We start from the raw sequence: 14,462 nt of genomic DNA, 5'->3' as shown, positions 1-14,462 counted from the left end.
TTAGCGGTTCGCCTTTATCCCCTCTATCAACTCGATGACTTCGGGTATTTCTTTTGGTGTGTAGATTGGCGTTGAACAGCGTTGGTCATTACATACAAATGCGGCTGACTTAGCCAAGTCTGGATACTCTACATCGTGGTTAATCAATTCGCCCTCGCTGCGATCCCACCATTCAATACGTCGGTAGCTTTGATAGTTCGCGAGCGCGGCACTGAATAGTGCGGCCGCGTTAGTATCGGATTTTGGGCCAACGATGACGAGGTGAAGAGGATCCCGATTTAGCTCCGCATCAGCTAGTAAAATTCCCGCTTCGGTATACCGACTGGTAATCACCGCGCTGCTAGTTAAATAAGCCATGGCCTTGTCGGCTAGAGTTTTATCTACTGCACGACCGCTGTAGTGATGCAGTGTATTGAGTACACGGGCCGCTAAAATATTTTCTTCCAAGTCTACATAGGGCGCCAAAGGATCGCTTTTGTCGATGCTGGCGGCAGCGAGACCGGCGAGCTCTCGGGAGAATATATTTTCACGGATAGTGTCCGCCGTGGCGATGGCCTGTTTAAGCCATTTTCTGTCTGCGCTTATCTCATATAAATCAGTCAATGCAGCGACTGCACTAATATTATCAGCCAGGAATAATTTACTGTCAGCGTGGCTATTGTTGTCACTATTGCCATGGTTGAAGCCCCCGTCTTTGCGTTGGCGACTCGCTAACAACCATTCGCCAACAGCCAGTGCTTCGGTTTTGATAGCTATATTGTTTGTGGCGCTGTAAAGCCGCGTTAGCGATGAAATCAAACTCGCATTTTCCTTAGTGTAGCGATGTTCGTCGACACGTGGAATACCCAAGGCAAGGCGTTGTTTGTCTTTCAGTGCAAAGTAATCTGCGCTCTTTTGCCCCGGAATTAAATCGGCATCCTGGCTGGTGTAATAGCCACCATTTGGTGCCTTTAAAAATCGATTCAGATAGATAAGGGTGTTTTCTGCAGCGGTTCTATAAGCTTGGTTTTGGGTAGCTGCGTAAGCTTGGGCATAAAGCCTAATATGGCGGGTTTGGGTGCGCATAATTTTCTCATAATGCGGGTGATCCCAATCCCCGTGGGTAGAGTATTGATAAAAACCAAACCATTCCGGGTCTTCTAGCTTTAGCGCTGCGGTTAAGGTTTTATTGGCTCGGGCCAACTCGCTATTATCTCCGGCCATCCCACTCAAAAGGGCGTACTCAACCGAGTCGGGGTCGATAAACTTCATGGCGATAGCAAGACTGCCATGCTTAGCGTCAAAGCTACTTTTGTGCATCTCGATTAGCCGAGCTTTGTCATCGACCGTTAAACTGCTGCGCGGATTTGTAATGCTAATCGCACCGACGACTCTCTCTGGCGATGGGTCGCGGACAATGGCTGAAAGCAGTGCGGTCATTGATTCGGGCGGGATATAGCCGGCGCGTTTAACTATTTCGACGCCGTCGCTATTGTAAAAAATGGTGGCGGGCCATCCCCAGGCCCGGTAGCGTGCAGCAATTTCCGGGTTGGCGTCGTGATCAACTTTTATCGCAATGTAGTTTTTAGCGATTGCGGCGGCAACAGCAGGGCTGGCGTAGGTCTTTTGATCCATGACGTGACACCAATGGCACCACACGGCTTCTACATTCAAAATAATATGCTTGCCGCTTTTCTTTGCTTCGCTAAAAACCTGCGGGCTCCAGTCTCGCCATGAAATGATGGCGTTGTCTGCTGCGTATACCGGGTTGGCAAAATTCAGCATTGCCAGAAGGATCAAGCTCGGGATTTTGTAGGTGTACAACATACGAAGCTCCAGTGTCTATGGAGCTTGTACGGGAAGAAGGACGCGACAGATGTGTTCTATTTGCTGCGGTATAAAAATGCCTCTAGTTCTGCTCGCTGGGCGATGCCATCTCGATAGCCAAGATCGATAAGTTTGCCGCAGTACTCGGGGGTGAACAGCAGGTAGGAGGCGATACTCACGCCGCCGCCACTATTGCCAGTGCTGCCGGTGCGACGCAGAAACATTCGCAGTGAGCGGGGGAGTTCATTCACATGTTCGTCGGCAATTCTGTCGATATCTTCACTGGGGCTAATAACCAAGCAGTCGATAGGGAGCAGTTCTTTACCCATCATGCCGCGGTCTTCGTCTGGAATAATTCTAACTAGCTCATTAATTCGCTCTAGCCGCTCGATATCGGTTTCTATGCTATCAATAAACGCGCTGTTTAGTAGATGGCCAATAATTTGGCCGAACCCCGGGGACTTAATTTCCTGTGGCAATTTCGGATATTGCCGTTTATGACCATTCGCTGGAATCACCAAGACTCGGTTCGCCCCGAGATGGATAACAGGGCTAATAGGGGTTAATTGCCTCAGCGCGCCGTCACCGTAGTAGTTACGACCTAGTTTTGCAGGGGGGAATATGGTGGGAATAGCGGTTGATGCCATCAAGTGTTGTAGCTGTATTGGTGTTGCTAGCCCTTGTCGCCGCCAGCGCTGCCAACCAGCGTATTGAGGCCCACCTTGGAAAAAGGTCTCAGACATGCCCTGGGTGTAATTCATGGCAGTGAGGCACAAGGCGTCCAAATCGCCATTTAAAATATTGCGGCCAATATTCTCAAAGCTGAGATGTTGTTCCAGGATTTCCCGAAGAGGACTGTTATCTAGCAAGGCAACAGGTTTGCTAGCTGATGAACCCCCACTAAATAGAGAGATGGCAAGTCGTATAGCGTTTCGCAGTACTCCAAAAAAATCAGCGCGATAGATTTTGTCTGTCGACAAACCTCGCCATAGTAATTCAAGCTTTTCAACGGTGCCTGCGAAATGGTGGGCACCGGCAGCTAATGAGACAGCATTAATACCGCCAGCTGACGTTCCAGCAAGAATCGGGAAGGGGTTGCCAGGGCGCTTGCCGTGTATCTCAGCCAGCGCTTTTAGTACCCCAACCTGATAAGCGGCGCGTGCGCCACCGCCGGGCAAAACCATAGCGGTATTTGAGCGATAACTATATTCAATGTCAGCGTTGTCGGTATTCACAGTGTCATTGATTTCCATTTTACTCACTAGCGCTTGTGCCCGCGCAAACCCGTGTCAAGTAGTACTCGCGTGGCAATCTCTTCGACTGACGCGTGAGTAATATCGAGATAGGGAATGCCAAAACGCTTAAACATGGCTTCTGCTTGTCGCAGCTCATCTTCACATTGCCGAAGCGAGGCGTAGCGGGTATCTGGTCGGCGTTCACTGCGGATGGCAGATAGACGATCCGCCTCAATGGTTAGGCCAAACAGGCGACTGCGATGATCGAGTAAGGCCTTTGGTAAACGGTCGCTTTCCATATCTTCATCGGTTATTGGGTAATTGGCCACAAAGATCCCTGACTGCATGGCGAGGTATAAGCAGGTGGGCGTTTTGCCGCTGCGAGATACACCAATCAAGATCACTTCAGCCTGATCGTAACGATTAAGCCGCGCGCCATCGTCATTGTCTAGTGCGTAGTTAACCGCATCTATTCGGTGTTTATACAGACGGTCTTTATCAGCATTTTGAACGCGGCCGACCGTACGCGATGGCTTTTCACCAAAGGCCGTTTCAAGTTGGCTGACGAAGGTGCCAAGCACATCGACAATAAAGCCCTTGCTGGTGGCTATAATGGCGCGTAGATTTTCATCCACCAAGGTATCGAAGACGATAGGCTGAACGCCACAGTCGTCGGCGGCACGGTTGATTTTCTCCACTGCAGAGCGCGCTTTGTCGGGATTATCGACGTAGGGAACGATGATGTGTTCAAACTGCTGGTTTTCGAATTGCGCTAAAACGCTGCTACCTAGGGTCTCGGCGGTAATGCCGGTACTGTCAGATATAAAAAAGGCCGGACGAATCATGTAGTTTTTTTACCTAAAGCACTGAGTTTTTCGACGGGAATTTCCAAGGTACTTACTTTAGTATAGCCCGTGTTAATTTCTTGCACCCTTATAACCGTTATGCGGCCGCTTTGTAAAATGGGAGATTGAACGTGTCTGAATACGTAATCTGGTTTAACGACCTTGGAATGAATGATGTCGACCGTGTTGGCGGCAAAAATGCGTCCTTGGGCGAAATGATTAGCCAGCTTTCGCAAGTCGGCGTGACAGTACCTGGCGGCTTTGCCACCACTGCAGACGCCTTTCGGGATTTTCTCCAGCAAAGCGGCTTGAATGACCGTATTATCGCGGAATTAGATGGGTTTGATATCGATGACGTTAAAAATCTCGCTGTCGTTGGTAAAAAAATCCGTCAGTGGATAGTAGAAACGCCTTTTCCCGCAGCATTAAATGCTGCTGTAGTCGATGCCTACGCCAAACTGGTTGATGGCAATGATGCCATGTCATTTGCGGTGCGCTCGTCGGCAACCGCTGAAGACTTGCCAGATGCCTCATTTGCCGGACAGCAAGAAACCTTCCTAAATATTCGCGGCCTCGACAATATCATGATCGCGATCAAGGAAGTCTTCGCGTCTTTGTACAATGACCGCGCGATTGCCTACCGTGTACACCAAGGTTTTGAGCACGCTGATGTCGCTCTGTCAGCGGGTATCCAGCGCATGGTGCGCTCAGATACTGGCGCTGCAGGCGTCATGTTCTCTATGGATACTGAATCTGGCTTCGACGGGGTAGTATTCATCACCGCGTCTTATGGCTTGGGTGAGACTGTTGTACAGGGTGCAGTTAATCCAGATGAGTTTTACGTCCACAAAGCAACGTTAGAAAAAGATCGTCCCGCTGTGTTGCGCCGCAATCTCGGTAGCAAGATGATCAAAATGGTTTACGGCAGCGATGCCAGTGCCGGCAAATCCGTCGAAACAGTAGATGTCAGCGAAGACGATCGCAATCGTTTTTGCTTGAATGATGAAGAAGTGCTCGGTCTTGCCAAACAGGCGATGACCATCGAAAAACACTATGGCCGTCCCATGGACATCGAGTGGGCCAAAGATGGCGACGACGGCAAATTGTATATCGTTCAGGCGCGTCCAGAGACGGTTAAGAGTCGTGAATCGACGACCTTGATGGAGCGTTACCTCTTAAAAGAAAAGGGCGCAGTGTTGTGTGAAGGGCGCTCGATTGGTCAGCGTATTGGTGCTGGTCCGGTGCGTGTGATTGGCGACATCAGCGAAATGGATCAGGTACAGCAGGGCGATGTTCTGGTTACTGATATGACTGACCCCGACTGGGAACCGGTCATGAAGCGCGCTTCTGCGATTGTCACAAATCGCGGCGGTCGTACTTGTCACGCAGCTATCATTGCCCGTGAACTAGGTATTCCCGCAGTCGTTGGCTGTGGCGACGCGACGGAATTATTGAAAGACGGAACCCCAGTGACGGTATCTTGCGCCGAAGGCGACACTGGCATGGTGTACGAAGGTATTCTGGACTTTGATATTAATCGCAACAAACTGGATGCGATGCCAGAACTGCCCTTTAAAGTGATGATGAACGTCGGCAACCCGGACCGCGCTTTTGACTTCCAGGGCTACCCAAATGCCGGTGTCGGTTTAGCACGTTTGGAATTTATTATTAACCGTATGATTGGCGTGCATCCCAAAGCGTTAATTAACTACGATGACATTCCCCGAGATGTGCAGGCGGCCGTAAAGCGCCGTATCGCTGGTTACTCGAGTCCGGTAGAGTTTTACGTAGAAAAATTAGTTGAAGGTATTTCGACCGTCGCCAGTGCGTTTTACCCCAAGCGCGTTATAGTGCGGATGTCGGATTTTAAATCCAATGAATACGCCCACCTTATCGGTGGCAGCTTGTATGAGCCATCGGAAGAAAACCCTATGCTGGGTTTCCGCGGTGCGTCCCGTTACATTTCCGATTCCTTCCGTGAGTGCTTTGAACTGGAATGCCGCGCACTTAAGAAAGTCCGCAATGATATGGACCTCACCAATGTGGAAATCATGGTGCCATTCGTGCGCACTGTCGGCGAAGCTAAGCAAGTTATCGAGTTATTGGAAGCCAATGGCTTGAAGCGCGGCGAGAATGGCCTGCGTGTGGTAATGATGTGTGAATTGCCAGCAAATGCATTATTAGCGGAACAGTTCCTACAATACTTTGATGGTTTTTCTATCGGCTCAAACGATTTAACCCAGCTTACTCTAGGTCTTGATAGGGATTCAGGTCTGATTGCGCATCTTTTTGATGAGCGTAATGACGCCGTAAAAGCCCTGCTTAAAATGGCCATTGATGCCTGTAAAAAGCACGGCAAATATATTGGTATTTGTGGACAAGGCCCGTCAGATCACCCTGATTTTGCGCAGTGGTTAATGGAACAGGGCATAGATAGCGTGTCGCTAAATCCAGACTCGGTATTAGAGACGTGGTTATTCTTGGCGGAAAAGCTAAAAACCTAATGTTTAAGTTTTAGCGTAAATATCACTCCAGCACTGATTTGGGTGAATAAAAAAGGCCGCTTTGCGGCCTTTTTTTCCTCTGACGGCTCACCGGTTTATGCTGGTAATAGTGTTTTTAATTGTTTTTCTAATTGCTTAATTCGATTCGACATTTCATCTAGCTGAGTGTAGCGAACTGAGTTCCTGCGCCATTTTTTGACGTCCTGCATCGGTGGAGTAGACGCAAAAACACCGGCTTCGGTATTGCCTTTGGTGACAATTGTGCCGCCATGGAAATGGCTATTATCGGCAATGCTGATGTGACCATTGATAGCGACAGCGCCGGCAACAGTGCAGTTTTCACCGATGATGGCGCTACCTGCAATTCCGACGCACCCAGCGATCGCCGAGCGCTTACCGATTTTGACGTTGTGGGCAATGTGGACGAGATTGTCGATGATGACGCCGTCTTGAATAATGGTATCGCCCAGCGCGCCGCGGTCAATTGAGCAGTTAGAGCCAATTTCAACATTGTTGCCGATTATGACACCGCCCAATTGGTGGATTTTCCGCCACCCGTCGCGGCTAGGTGCAAAACCAAAACCATCAGAACCAATAACTGTACCGCTGTGAATAATACAGCCGCTACCCACAGTTACGCCGTGATATAGCACTGCATTAGCATGAATCAAGGTGTTTTCGCCAATGCTGGTGCGATCACCCACTGATACTCCCGAATAAACACGAACGCCGCTGCCGATGCGCACGCACTCACCAATGACGCAATTAGCGCCGATGGCGGCAGAGGGATCAATTTCTGCGCTTTCAGAGACAACAGCTGAAGGGTGGATACCTACGGCCAGTGTCGATAAAGATTCAAACAAGGCGGATACTTTCGCGTACGCTAAGTAGGTATTGTTAACGACAAGTTTATTGCCTTGGTATTGCTCAGCAAAATCAGCGTTGAGAATAACTGCCCCTGTGGCTGATGTCGCCAAATGTTGCGTGTAAGATTCTTGATTGATAAACGAGAGTTCCGTCGAGGTCGCGCATTGTAAGTCCGCAATGCCGGAGATCATATGATCTGCATTGCCGACTAACTCCGCATCAAGGTATACCGCTAGCTCAGACAAACTTCTCGGTGTATTGCCCATATTATTTCTCCGTCGATTCCTAAATTATTAATTAGATTTAGTTTTTAGGTTGGGGGACTGCAGGCCTAAATCGCAGTAGTAACTGCGTGCAATTAGGGCATCGAATCCATTAGGAAAAACGCGTTAACCGACGATTGGACAACCTTGGTAGCATTTTACGCGTAGCACAGTGTATTTGTACTAAACTATTTGGTGGAAGTTTTAGTCAGTGTGTACGGTCGACTTGGATGTAGGGCAATATGAAACCGATTTTGTTCCTTATTGCGCCTCTGCTCATCGCTGAATATATGATTTCGTGGACTAATTTACATCGTAAGATAGCCGGGGCACGAACGAATTAGGGAGTTTATCGTGGGCAGTAACACCACCAAAATACTGGCGGCGAGCACGGTGCCGGTTTTGATTTTGCGCTAGCCTGATAAGGCTATTAAACATGGCAGATCTGGATATCGATTTTTTCCGTGCGCTGTTATTGGCAAGGCGCCAGGAAACTCTGGCTCTTAACGATGCCCGGCGCGCGTCACAGCAAACCGTAGAGCTTGATCAGTCCAGGGTCGGGCGTTTGTCGCGCATGGATGCCCTGCAACAACAGGCCATGGCGCAAGCCACCCAGCGCAATACTGATCTCATGCGGAAATTAAAGCTGCGCTACGTCGCTGTGAAGAGGGGAGTTTTGGGCTTTGCTGTGAGTGCGATGAACCGATCGGTGAAAAGCGTCTGCACATTGCCCCGACCAGCCGCAAGTGCATCGCGTGCGCCCAACATGAGAAATAAGCCCTGGGTTTTTAAATCGCCTTGCCAGTCCTGGCGGGTACCACATATCGCGGAGTCTGGACTAAGGCATCGCTGCAATGAATTGACTTCACTATTTTGCGCTGTATTGATAGAACCGAAATACAGATCTTTGATTTAAGTCATACCACTTCGCTAATAGTAGAGTACAGTCTTAGTACTTCTGCAATTTTAAAATGACGTGTGACTCTGTAGGTTGGGTTGCGCGGTAGCGACAAATTTGTATGAAGCAAATTTGGGCAGCTCTGCTGGCCGTGAGGCCGAGGCGCGGATGCGCCGAGTCATACCCAACAAGCAGTGGTAGAGCATCCCACCATGTTGGGTTTGATAAACCCCTTTGGGGGTGCCTGACAGGCGTCCAGCAGGCAACATCAATTTGAAGGAGTCGACGGCATGTTCGACATGAGGGGTGTCTAGATGAGCGATGTTAGCCATATTGTTTGTCCCCACTGCTTTGCTAACAACCGGCTACCCAGCGACCGCCTGGGTAGTTCACCAAGCTGCGGAAAATGCAAAAAGCCATTATTTACTGGTCAGGTGGCAACTCTGACGGCGCCGAGTTTTCAGGCAATGATTGAGCGCAATGAAATACCCGTCATTATCGATTTTTGGGCGCCATGGTGCGGCCCTTGCAAATCGATGGCTCCTGCATTCGAGCAAGCGGCCAAGGTATTGGAGCCGAACATTCGCTTGGCAAAAATCAATATTGACTCTGAGCAAGCCATCGCCAATCGTTTTAATATTCAGAGTATTCCTACCATGGCATGTTTTTATCAGGGTAAAGAGGTGGCGCGTCAAAACGGCGCGATGGATACAGCCTCAATTGTACGGTGGGCGCAGAGTGCCAGCGAACGAATTTAGTAGACGGGAGCGATAACGTTCAGAACTTATCGATTCAGAGCAGAATCATCGCACAGCGTGGAAATCGCAAATAATGGAATTTAAAGACTACTACAAAATTCTGGGTGTTGACGCCAGTGCAGATAAAAAGGCGATAAAAGTCGCCTACCGTAAACTTGCCAGGAAATATCACCCGGATGTAAGTGAGCATAAAGACGCCGAAGAAAAGTTTAAGGAAGTCACAGAAGCTTACGAAGTCTTATACGACGAAAAGAAACGTGCAGAGTACGATGAAGTTCGGCAATACGGCAGCAATGACGGCGGATTTAGGCCACCGCCGGGATGGCGACCGGGCGCAGAACGTCAGGAAGATTTTTCGATCAATAGCGATTTCTCTGACTTCTTTTCGTCAATGTTCGGTCACGGTGGTCAGCAATCAGATTTTGGTAGCCGCCGTCGGCAAGCGCCCAAAGGCCGGGATATAGAGACCGATCTACCTATTTTTCTGGAAGATACCCTGTCCGCTGAATCTAAAACCATTTCATACACAATCCCGCAATACACTGCGGATGGTCGTGTTACTGAAATCACCAAGAACCTGAGCGTCAAGATACCGGCTGGTGTGGAAGCTGGGGAGCGTATCCGTCTTAAGGGGCAGGGCGAGCCTGGCGGGCCAAATGGCGTCGACGGCGACTTGTATCTACGTATCAGGCTGGTGCCCCATCCACTATTCGATGTTGAAGGGCACAACTTGATCATTACTGTTCCGCTAGCGCCATGGGAAGCTGCGCTGGGCTGCAAACTAGCAATTCCTACCCTCGATGGCAAAATAACCATGTCGATACCACCAAACAGCCAAACCGGGCAGAGACTGCGAATACGTGGTAAGGGACTGGTGAAAAAACTCCCTGTGGGTGAACGGGGTGATTTATTTGCGGTATTAAAAGTAGTGATGCCAAAAACGACAAACGATGACATTAAGAAAAAATGGCAAGAACTGGCTGATCAGACTACCTTTGATCCACGCTCTGAGTGGAGTGACAAATTATGAATAACACCCAACTGCATATAATGAAGTTTGATGAGCTATGTCGTGTGGCGGAACTGCCGGAACATTACGTGCTGGAAATTGTGGAGCAGGGTATTGTTGAGCCAGATGGTGATTCCCCCGACCAATGGGTATTCACGACTCAGATGGTATCCATCACCAAAAAGGCCGTTCGATTGCACCAAGATCTGGATATAGACTGGCCGGGTATTGCTTTGGCAATAAGCTTACTCGATGACCTAGAGCAACTGCGCGCAGAAAATCATCAATTGAAACAGCGATTAAATCGCTTCACTGCATGCTGAGTCACTTTATGGATAAGCTACTGCACTCATTGATGCTGCTCACGATGAAACAAGGACGCAACAGCAACGATGACAGCGCCGGCGAATAGACCGATAACGCCGTTGAACAAATTTTGGCTAAGACCATTGGCAAAGGCGTTGCTGAAAATATGGATGTGAGAAAGCGCAAAACTAAGCTCCACATAGTGATCAAAGCCGTGGCTTAAAATGCCACCACCTACTAAAAACATAGCTAAGGTGCCTACAACAGTTAAGCTTTTCATTAAAGCAGGTGCCAACCACAGTAAAAAGTTACCGACAGACTGTGCCGCTGTATTTGCAGATTTCAACATGTAAAGCCCCAGGTCATCTATCTTCACGATCAACGCGACTAAACCGTAAACCGCCAAGGTAATACCCACCGCGACAACAGACAGGACCATTACTTGCGTGGCGAAAGGTGCTTCTTGTACGGTACTTAGAGCAATTACAATAATTTCTAAGCTCAATATGAAATCAGTACGTATTGCGCCTTTGACTCGACCCTTTTCGAGTGCAAGTAAATCTGCCTCACTGTCGTTTGCGAGCGCTCTAGCTTGGGAATGATCTTTGGGTTGACGGTGGGCAATGACGTGCCAGACTTTCTCGGCACCCTCGTAGCATAAATACATACCGCCAATCATCAATACAGGTGTAACTAACCAGGGAATAAATAGGCTGGACAATAACACAAGCGGAACGATAATGACTTTATTTACTAAGGAGCCTTTTGCTACTGCCCATACCACTGGCAATTCACGTTCAGCGCGGACATTGCCGACTTGCTCTGCATTAACAGCTAAATCATCGCCTAAAACGCCAGCCGTCTTTTTAACCGCCACTTTCGACAACACCGAAATATCATCCAATAGAGTGGCAATATCATCGAAAAGGGCTAAAAGAGAGCCTGCGGCCATTGAACATCACCTTATGTAAATAGAGTAGGGCTGATAAATATGAGTAAAGCATACTACATCTATAAGCTGAACCTTCTCTTGAGTCATTGGCCTGTGGCAGGTATCTAGGCGGTGTTTGTACCCATAAGCAAATCTGAAAGTGAATGTTCCTAGGAACCAAGATTGCATAAAAAGTACTGCATCTAGTAGGTGTTAGTAGCTTGCGCATATATTCACTCAAGGATAATGCTCATCTTATTTAGGTACACAAGTAGGCGCTAAGTTACTTTGGCGGCCTTTCAAACGTCCACGAATAATGAAAGCAATCAGACGCCTTTGGCATTGGCGAGTAGTTAAAATTAATTGCGCGGAGGGCAGGGTGTCATGACGAGTGATTTCATTACATCTCTAGATAGTAAAAACATAAAAAAGCCGATTTTGAGAGTCCAGGCTCAAAATCGGCAAGCAGATTTCATTTGTGTTCTTACCAGCGATAGGTTCCCTGCAATGCAAAGGTTCTAGGGGGATTAGTAAAGCCATGGTGGGTGGTGGTGCCAGCAATAACTTTCTTGGCGACCGGCGTATCTATGGCGTAAAGAACGATTAGTTCGTCAGTTAAATTTTTACCTATAAGTGCTAATTCCCACTCCCCGTCATTAGACGACAGTGAAATTCGGCCATTATATTGAATGAACGCGTCTTGTTTTACTCGGTCGTCAAGGTTGGGCGAGGGGTGATACTCGTCACTGAATATGGCGTCGAGGTTAGCCCGAACTATGAGTGAATCGCTAATTTCACGCTCGTAACCAAGTAATATGTTGCCGGAGTAGTCAGCGGCATACTGATTCGTTTTGCCACTGTAATCGCAGTTTATACCGTTTGGATTATCCGGTAGTTGGTCCTGAATACAGGTGCCAAACTTATGGTCTTGAAACTCGAAGTCCAAAAATGCCAGCCCAGCACCAAGAATGATGTGCTCGCTCAGGGCGATACGACCATCAAACTCTACACCTTGAGTAACGGCACCTGCGGCATTACCTACGTTGAAACCTAGAGTGCCATCAAAAACACTGACCTGTAGATTATCAAATTGGGTATAGAAAAGGGCAGAGTTCAGCTCAGCGACGCCATCGAACAGCGATGTTTTTAAGCCAATCTCATAGGAGGTCGCGCGCTCTTCTTCGAATTCAAAGCTACCTATTAACACGCGGGGATTGGCGGATGTTGCGGTCGGGTTTGTGGGTGTGGGGTCTGCACTAGGTGATGCGTTCGATCTAGCATCGTAACCTCCAGACTTAAACCCGCGCCGCGCGGAAAAATAGGCCATCGCCTCGTCGGTGACGTCCCACTGAAGGTTTAGCAGCGGTGCAAATTGAGACTCGGTGCGTTTTCCTGCCAAATCGTGGCGTTCCGCGGCGAAGGTAACCGCTGCGGCTGTGTCAGTTTCACCGATCGGTAAAATCGAGCCATCGGGTAGTCCGAATTCAAGTTTGCGACTACCACTTTTCTTTTCGTAGGTGTAGCGCCCGCCCAGAGTTAACCTCAACGTGTCCGTCATTATCCATGTGCCTTGAACAAATGTAGACGCGATAATTGAATCACTTTTAAAGTCTCGCGGTGATCGTATATCGATGAGTGAGTTGCCGGCATCGCCGATACCCAATAACTCAAATCCGGTGCTGCCATTCGCGCCGGGATCGATATCGCCACGCGCTCCACCTTCTAAGATGTCTGCTGCGTTTATCAGCTGAGGGATAAGTGTTGATGGCAGTACGATCGAATCAAAAAAGTACAGTTCGTTATATTGAAAATAAGCGCCGGCGATAAGATCGAAGTTTTCTCCCGGTGCTGATACCCAGCGAAACTCTTGGCTGTATTGCTCGTATTCTTCTTCAAATACAACCTGGAATAATGGCGCGCCGGTGAAGTCACAGTCACATTCTTCATCGTACTGGTAGGCCATAAAGCCAGTAATCGATGTGAAGGTATTGCCGTTAGAATACCAGTTCATGTTGAGGGTGATATTTTGAGTGTCGTTGTTGCTGAAATCACCGTTGGAGGAACGCTTGCGGTCAGCTTTAACATCCAATACCGAGTCATCGGCTTGCATGTTCAATATAGAGCCGTTGGGTTGCAGCTGTATTAGGTTGCGGACACCGGCAGGTAAAGACCCGAGGATATTTCCCAGGGCACCAAAATCAGGAAAAACGGTGTCGTTTAGGATTTCACCGTAGGTGCGCCCCGTGAAAAGAAATATATCGGAATCCGAGGGATTATCGGTAAGAATTTCTGACTGTCTGCCAACGACATCGAAACTGCCCATTTCCAGTTTTAATTTGGCGTCAAAGTCATTACCTGCGTCCCACGCGAATTTTATGCGGTAGGTTGCTTCGTTTCGCTCAGCCTCATCCCGATTTAATACTTGGTTTTTAACGAAACCATCAGTGTGTCTTTGGCGCATAGCAAACCGAGCAGTGAGGTCGTCATTAATTGGACCGGATGCTACAAAATCGATTACTTGCTCGTTTAGATCTGGCTCGTAAGTGCCGGATACTAGAAATTCCGGCTCATGAGTGGGGGACGCGCTACTTATATTAATGGCACCAGCAATACTGTTTTTACCCAAGAGAATATTTTGCGGACCACGTAATATTTCAACACGCTCTAAATCGAGAAAAGGTGCGCGAGCTAACTGGGCACGGCCATAGTAAATTCCGTCAACATACATACCGACCGACTGCTCAAAGCCCTGATTTTCACCTGAGCCAATACCACGAATATAGATGTCTGTTCCGATACTCGATTCGGTCATTGTAAAGTTTGGCACGTAAGCTTGTAGGTCTTCAATTTTAGAAAGACCCGCCTCCATCATTTTCTCACCACTAATGGCGCTTACCGATACCGGCACATCTTGAAGGCTTTGAGCCCTTATTTGGGCGGTAACAATCACTTCCTCAAGTTGTGCGCCGTAAACGGCGACGCTGTGGAGTGTGCTGGCGCAAATAACACTTGCTAACGACGCTTTTTTTATCATTATGAA

General features: G+C 48.5%; 12 protein-coding genes. 5 read left to right on the top strand and 7 right to left on the bottom strand.

What is annotated here, in order from left to right; genetic code table 11:
• Genes AAC007_RS12800 through AAC007_RS12790 form a run of 3 tightly spaced genes read right to left on the bottom strand, consistent with a single transcriptional unit; the run spans position 1 to position 3,886 of the window.
• The gene (locus tag AAC007_RS12800; protein WP_339677313.1) at positions 1 to 1,806 is read right to left on the bottom strand and encodes a DUF255 domain-containing protein; all 1,806 of its coding nucleotides are present in this window, start codon (positions 1,804 to 1,806) and stop codon (positions 1 to 3) included.
• Positions 1,807 to 1,862: 56 nt separating this feature from the next.
• The gene (locus AAC007_RS12795; protein ID WP_339677311.1) at positions 1,863 to 3,059 is read right to left on the bottom strand and encodes a patatin-like phospholipase family protein; all 1,197 of its coding nucleotides are present in this window, start codon (positions 3,057 to 3,059) and stop codon (positions 1,863 to 1,865) included.
• A gap of 8 nt (positions 3,060 to 3,067) precedes the next feature.
• Positions 3,068 to 3,886 carry a pyruvate, water dikinase regulatory protein gene (locus AAC007_RS12790; protein ID WP_295872132.1) on the bottom strand — a complete coding sequence of 273 codons (819 nt, stop codon included), beginning with the start codon at positions 3,884 to 3,886 and terminating at the stop codon, positions 3,068 to 3,070.
• A 131-nt stretch (positions 3,887 to 4,017) separates the two neighbouring features.
• On the opposite strand from AAC007_RS12790, the gene ppsA reads away from it, so the two are divergent.
• On the top strand, positions 4,018 to 6,390 hold the full coding sequence (gene ppsA / locus AAC007_RS12785; RefSeq protein ID WP_339677310.1) for a phosphoenolpyruvate synthase: 2,373 nt from the start codon (positions 4,018 to 4,020) through the stop codon (positions 6,388 to 6,390).
• A 95-nt stretch (positions 6,391 to 6,485) separates the two neighbouring features.
• Here the strand turns inward: ppsA and lpxD are convergent, their stop codons facing one another.
• On the bottom strand, positions 6,486 to 7,523 hold the full coding sequence (gene lpxD / locus AAC007_RS12780; protein ID WP_339677309.1) for a UDP-3-O-(3-hydroxymyristoyl)glucosamine N-acyltransferase: 1,038 nt from the start codon (positions 7,521 to 7,523) through the stop codon (positions 6,486 to 6,488).
• Between the two features lie 433 nt (positions 7,524 to 7,956).
• On the opposite strand from lpxD, the gene AAC007_RS12775 reads away from it, so the two are divergent.
• Positions 7,957 to 8,436 carry a hypothetical protein gene (locus tag AAC007_RS12775; protein ID WP_339677308.1) on the top strand — a complete coding sequence of 160 codons (480 nt, stop codon included), beginning with the start codon at positions 7,957 to 7,959 and terminating at the stop codon, positions 8,434 to 8,436.
• A gap of 50 nt (positions 8,437 to 8,486) precedes the next feature.
• Here AAC007_RS12775 and AAC007_RS12770 read toward each other — a convergent pair whose 3' ends face one another.
• Positions 8,487 to 8,750 (bottom strand): hypothetical protein, encoded by a 264-nt coding sequence (locus AAC007_RS12770; RefSeq protein WP_339677306.1) that lies wholly within the window; start codon positions 8,748 to 8,750, stop codon positions 8,487 to 8,489.
• Here AAC007_RS12770 and trxC point away from each other — a divergent pair.
• The 3 genes from trxC to AAC007_RS12755 all read left to right on the top strand — a co-directional run bounded on the left by trxC (position 8,733) and on the right by AAC007_RS12755 (position 10,508).
• A complete protein-coding gene (gene trxC, locus AAC007_RS12765) occupies positions 8,733 to 9,176 on the top strand; it encodes a thioredoxin TrxC (protein ID WP_295872122.1) in 444 nt (147 codons plus the stop codon). The two genes, AAC007_RS12770 and trxC, sit on opposite strands and share 18 nt — an antisense overlap.
• A gap of 73 nt (positions 9,177 to 9,249) precedes the next feature.
• Positions 9,250 to 10,206, top strand: coding sequence for a DnaJ C-terminal domain-containing protein (locus tag AAC007_RS12760; protein ID WP_339677304.1), 957 nt, complete (start codon positions 9,250 to 9,252; stop codon positions 10,204 to 10,206).
• On the top strand, positions 10,203 to 10,508 hold the full coding sequence (locus tag AAC007_RS12755) for a chaperone modulator CbpM (protein WP_339677303.1): 306 nt from the start codon (positions 10,203 to 10,205) through the stop codon (positions 10,506 to 10,508). The genes AAC007_RS12760 and AAC007_RS12755 overlap by 4 nt, the downstream gene beginning before the upstream one ends.
• 26 nt (positions 10,509 to 10,534) lie before the next feature.
• On the opposite strand, the gene AAC007_RS12750 is transcribed toward AAC007_RS12755, so the two are convergent.
• Both AAC007_RS12750 and AAC007_RS12745 read right to left on the bottom strand, forming a co-directional pair.
• The gene (locus AAC007_RS12750) at positions 10,535 to 11,443 is read right to left on the bottom strand and encodes a DUF808 domain-containing protein (RefSeq protein WP_339677301.1); all 909 of its coding nucleotides are present in this window, start codon (positions 11,441 to 11,443) and stop codon (positions 10,535 to 10,537) included.
• A gap of 463 nt (positions 11,444 to 11,906) precedes the next feature.
• The gene (locus AAC007_RS12745) at positions 11,907 to 14,456 is read right to left on the bottom strand and encodes a TonB-dependent receptor (protein WP_296435615.1); all 2,550 of its coding nucleotides are present in this window, start codon (positions 14,454 to 14,456) and stop codon (positions 11,907 to 11,909) included.
• Positions 14,457 to 14,462: the final 6 nt, after the last annotated feature.

It is taken from the genome of uncultured Zhongshania sp. (assembly GCF_963975605.1).
Lineage (GTDB): Bacteria > Pseudomonadota > Gammaproteobacteria > Pseudomonadales > Spongiibacteraceae > Spongiibacter > Spongiibacter aquimaris.
Note: the sequence above shows the minus strand (reverse complement) of the source record. Positions and strands in the feature narration are given on the sequence as shown.

Bases quoted from the DNA above. Each gene is read 5' to 3' on its own strand.
- AAC007_RS12800 (WP_339677313.1), bottom strand. From the start codon at position 1,806: ATGTTGTACACCTACAAAATCCCGAGCTTGATCCTTCTGGCAATGCTG.
- AAC007_RS12795 (WP_339677311.1), bottom strand. From the start codon at position 3,059: ATGGAAATCAATGACACTGTGAATACCGACAACGCTGACATTGAATAT.
- AAC007_RS12790 (WP_295872132.1), bottom strand. From the start codon at position 3,886: ATGATTCGTCCGGCCTTTTTTATATCTGACAGTACCGGCATTACCGCC.
- lpxD (WP_339677309.1), bottom strand. From the start codon at position 7,523: ATGGGCAATACACCGAGAAGTTTGTCTGAGCTAGCGGTATACCTTGAT.
- AAC007_RS12775 (WP_339677308.1), top strand. From the start codon at position 7,957: ATGGCAGATCTGGATATCGATTTTTTCCGTGCGCTGTTATTGGCAAGG.
- trxC (WP_295872122.1), top strand. From the start codon at position 8,733: ATGAGCGATGTTAGCCATATTGTTTGTCCCCACTGCTTTGCTAACAAC.
- AAC007_RS12770 (WP_339677306.1), bottom strand. From the start codon at position 8,750: ATGGCTAACATCGCTCATCTAGACACCCCTCATGTCGAACATGCCGTC.
- AAC007_RS12760 (WP_339677304.1), top strand. From the start codon at position 9,250: ATGGAATTTAAAGACTACTACAAAATTCTGGGTGTTGACGCCAGTGCA.
- AAC007_RS12755 (WP_339677303.1), top strand. From the start codon at position 10,203: ATGAATAACACCCAACTGCATATAATGAAGTTTGATGAGCTATGTCGT.
- AAC007_RS12750 (WP_339677301.1), bottom strand. From the start codon at position 11,443: ATGGCCGCAGGCTCTCTTTTAGCCCTTTTCGATGATATTGCCACTCTA.
- AAC007_RS12745 (WP_296435615.1), bottom strand. From the start codon at position 14,456: ATGATAAAAAAAGCGTCGTTAGCAAGTGTTATTTGCGCCAGCACACTC.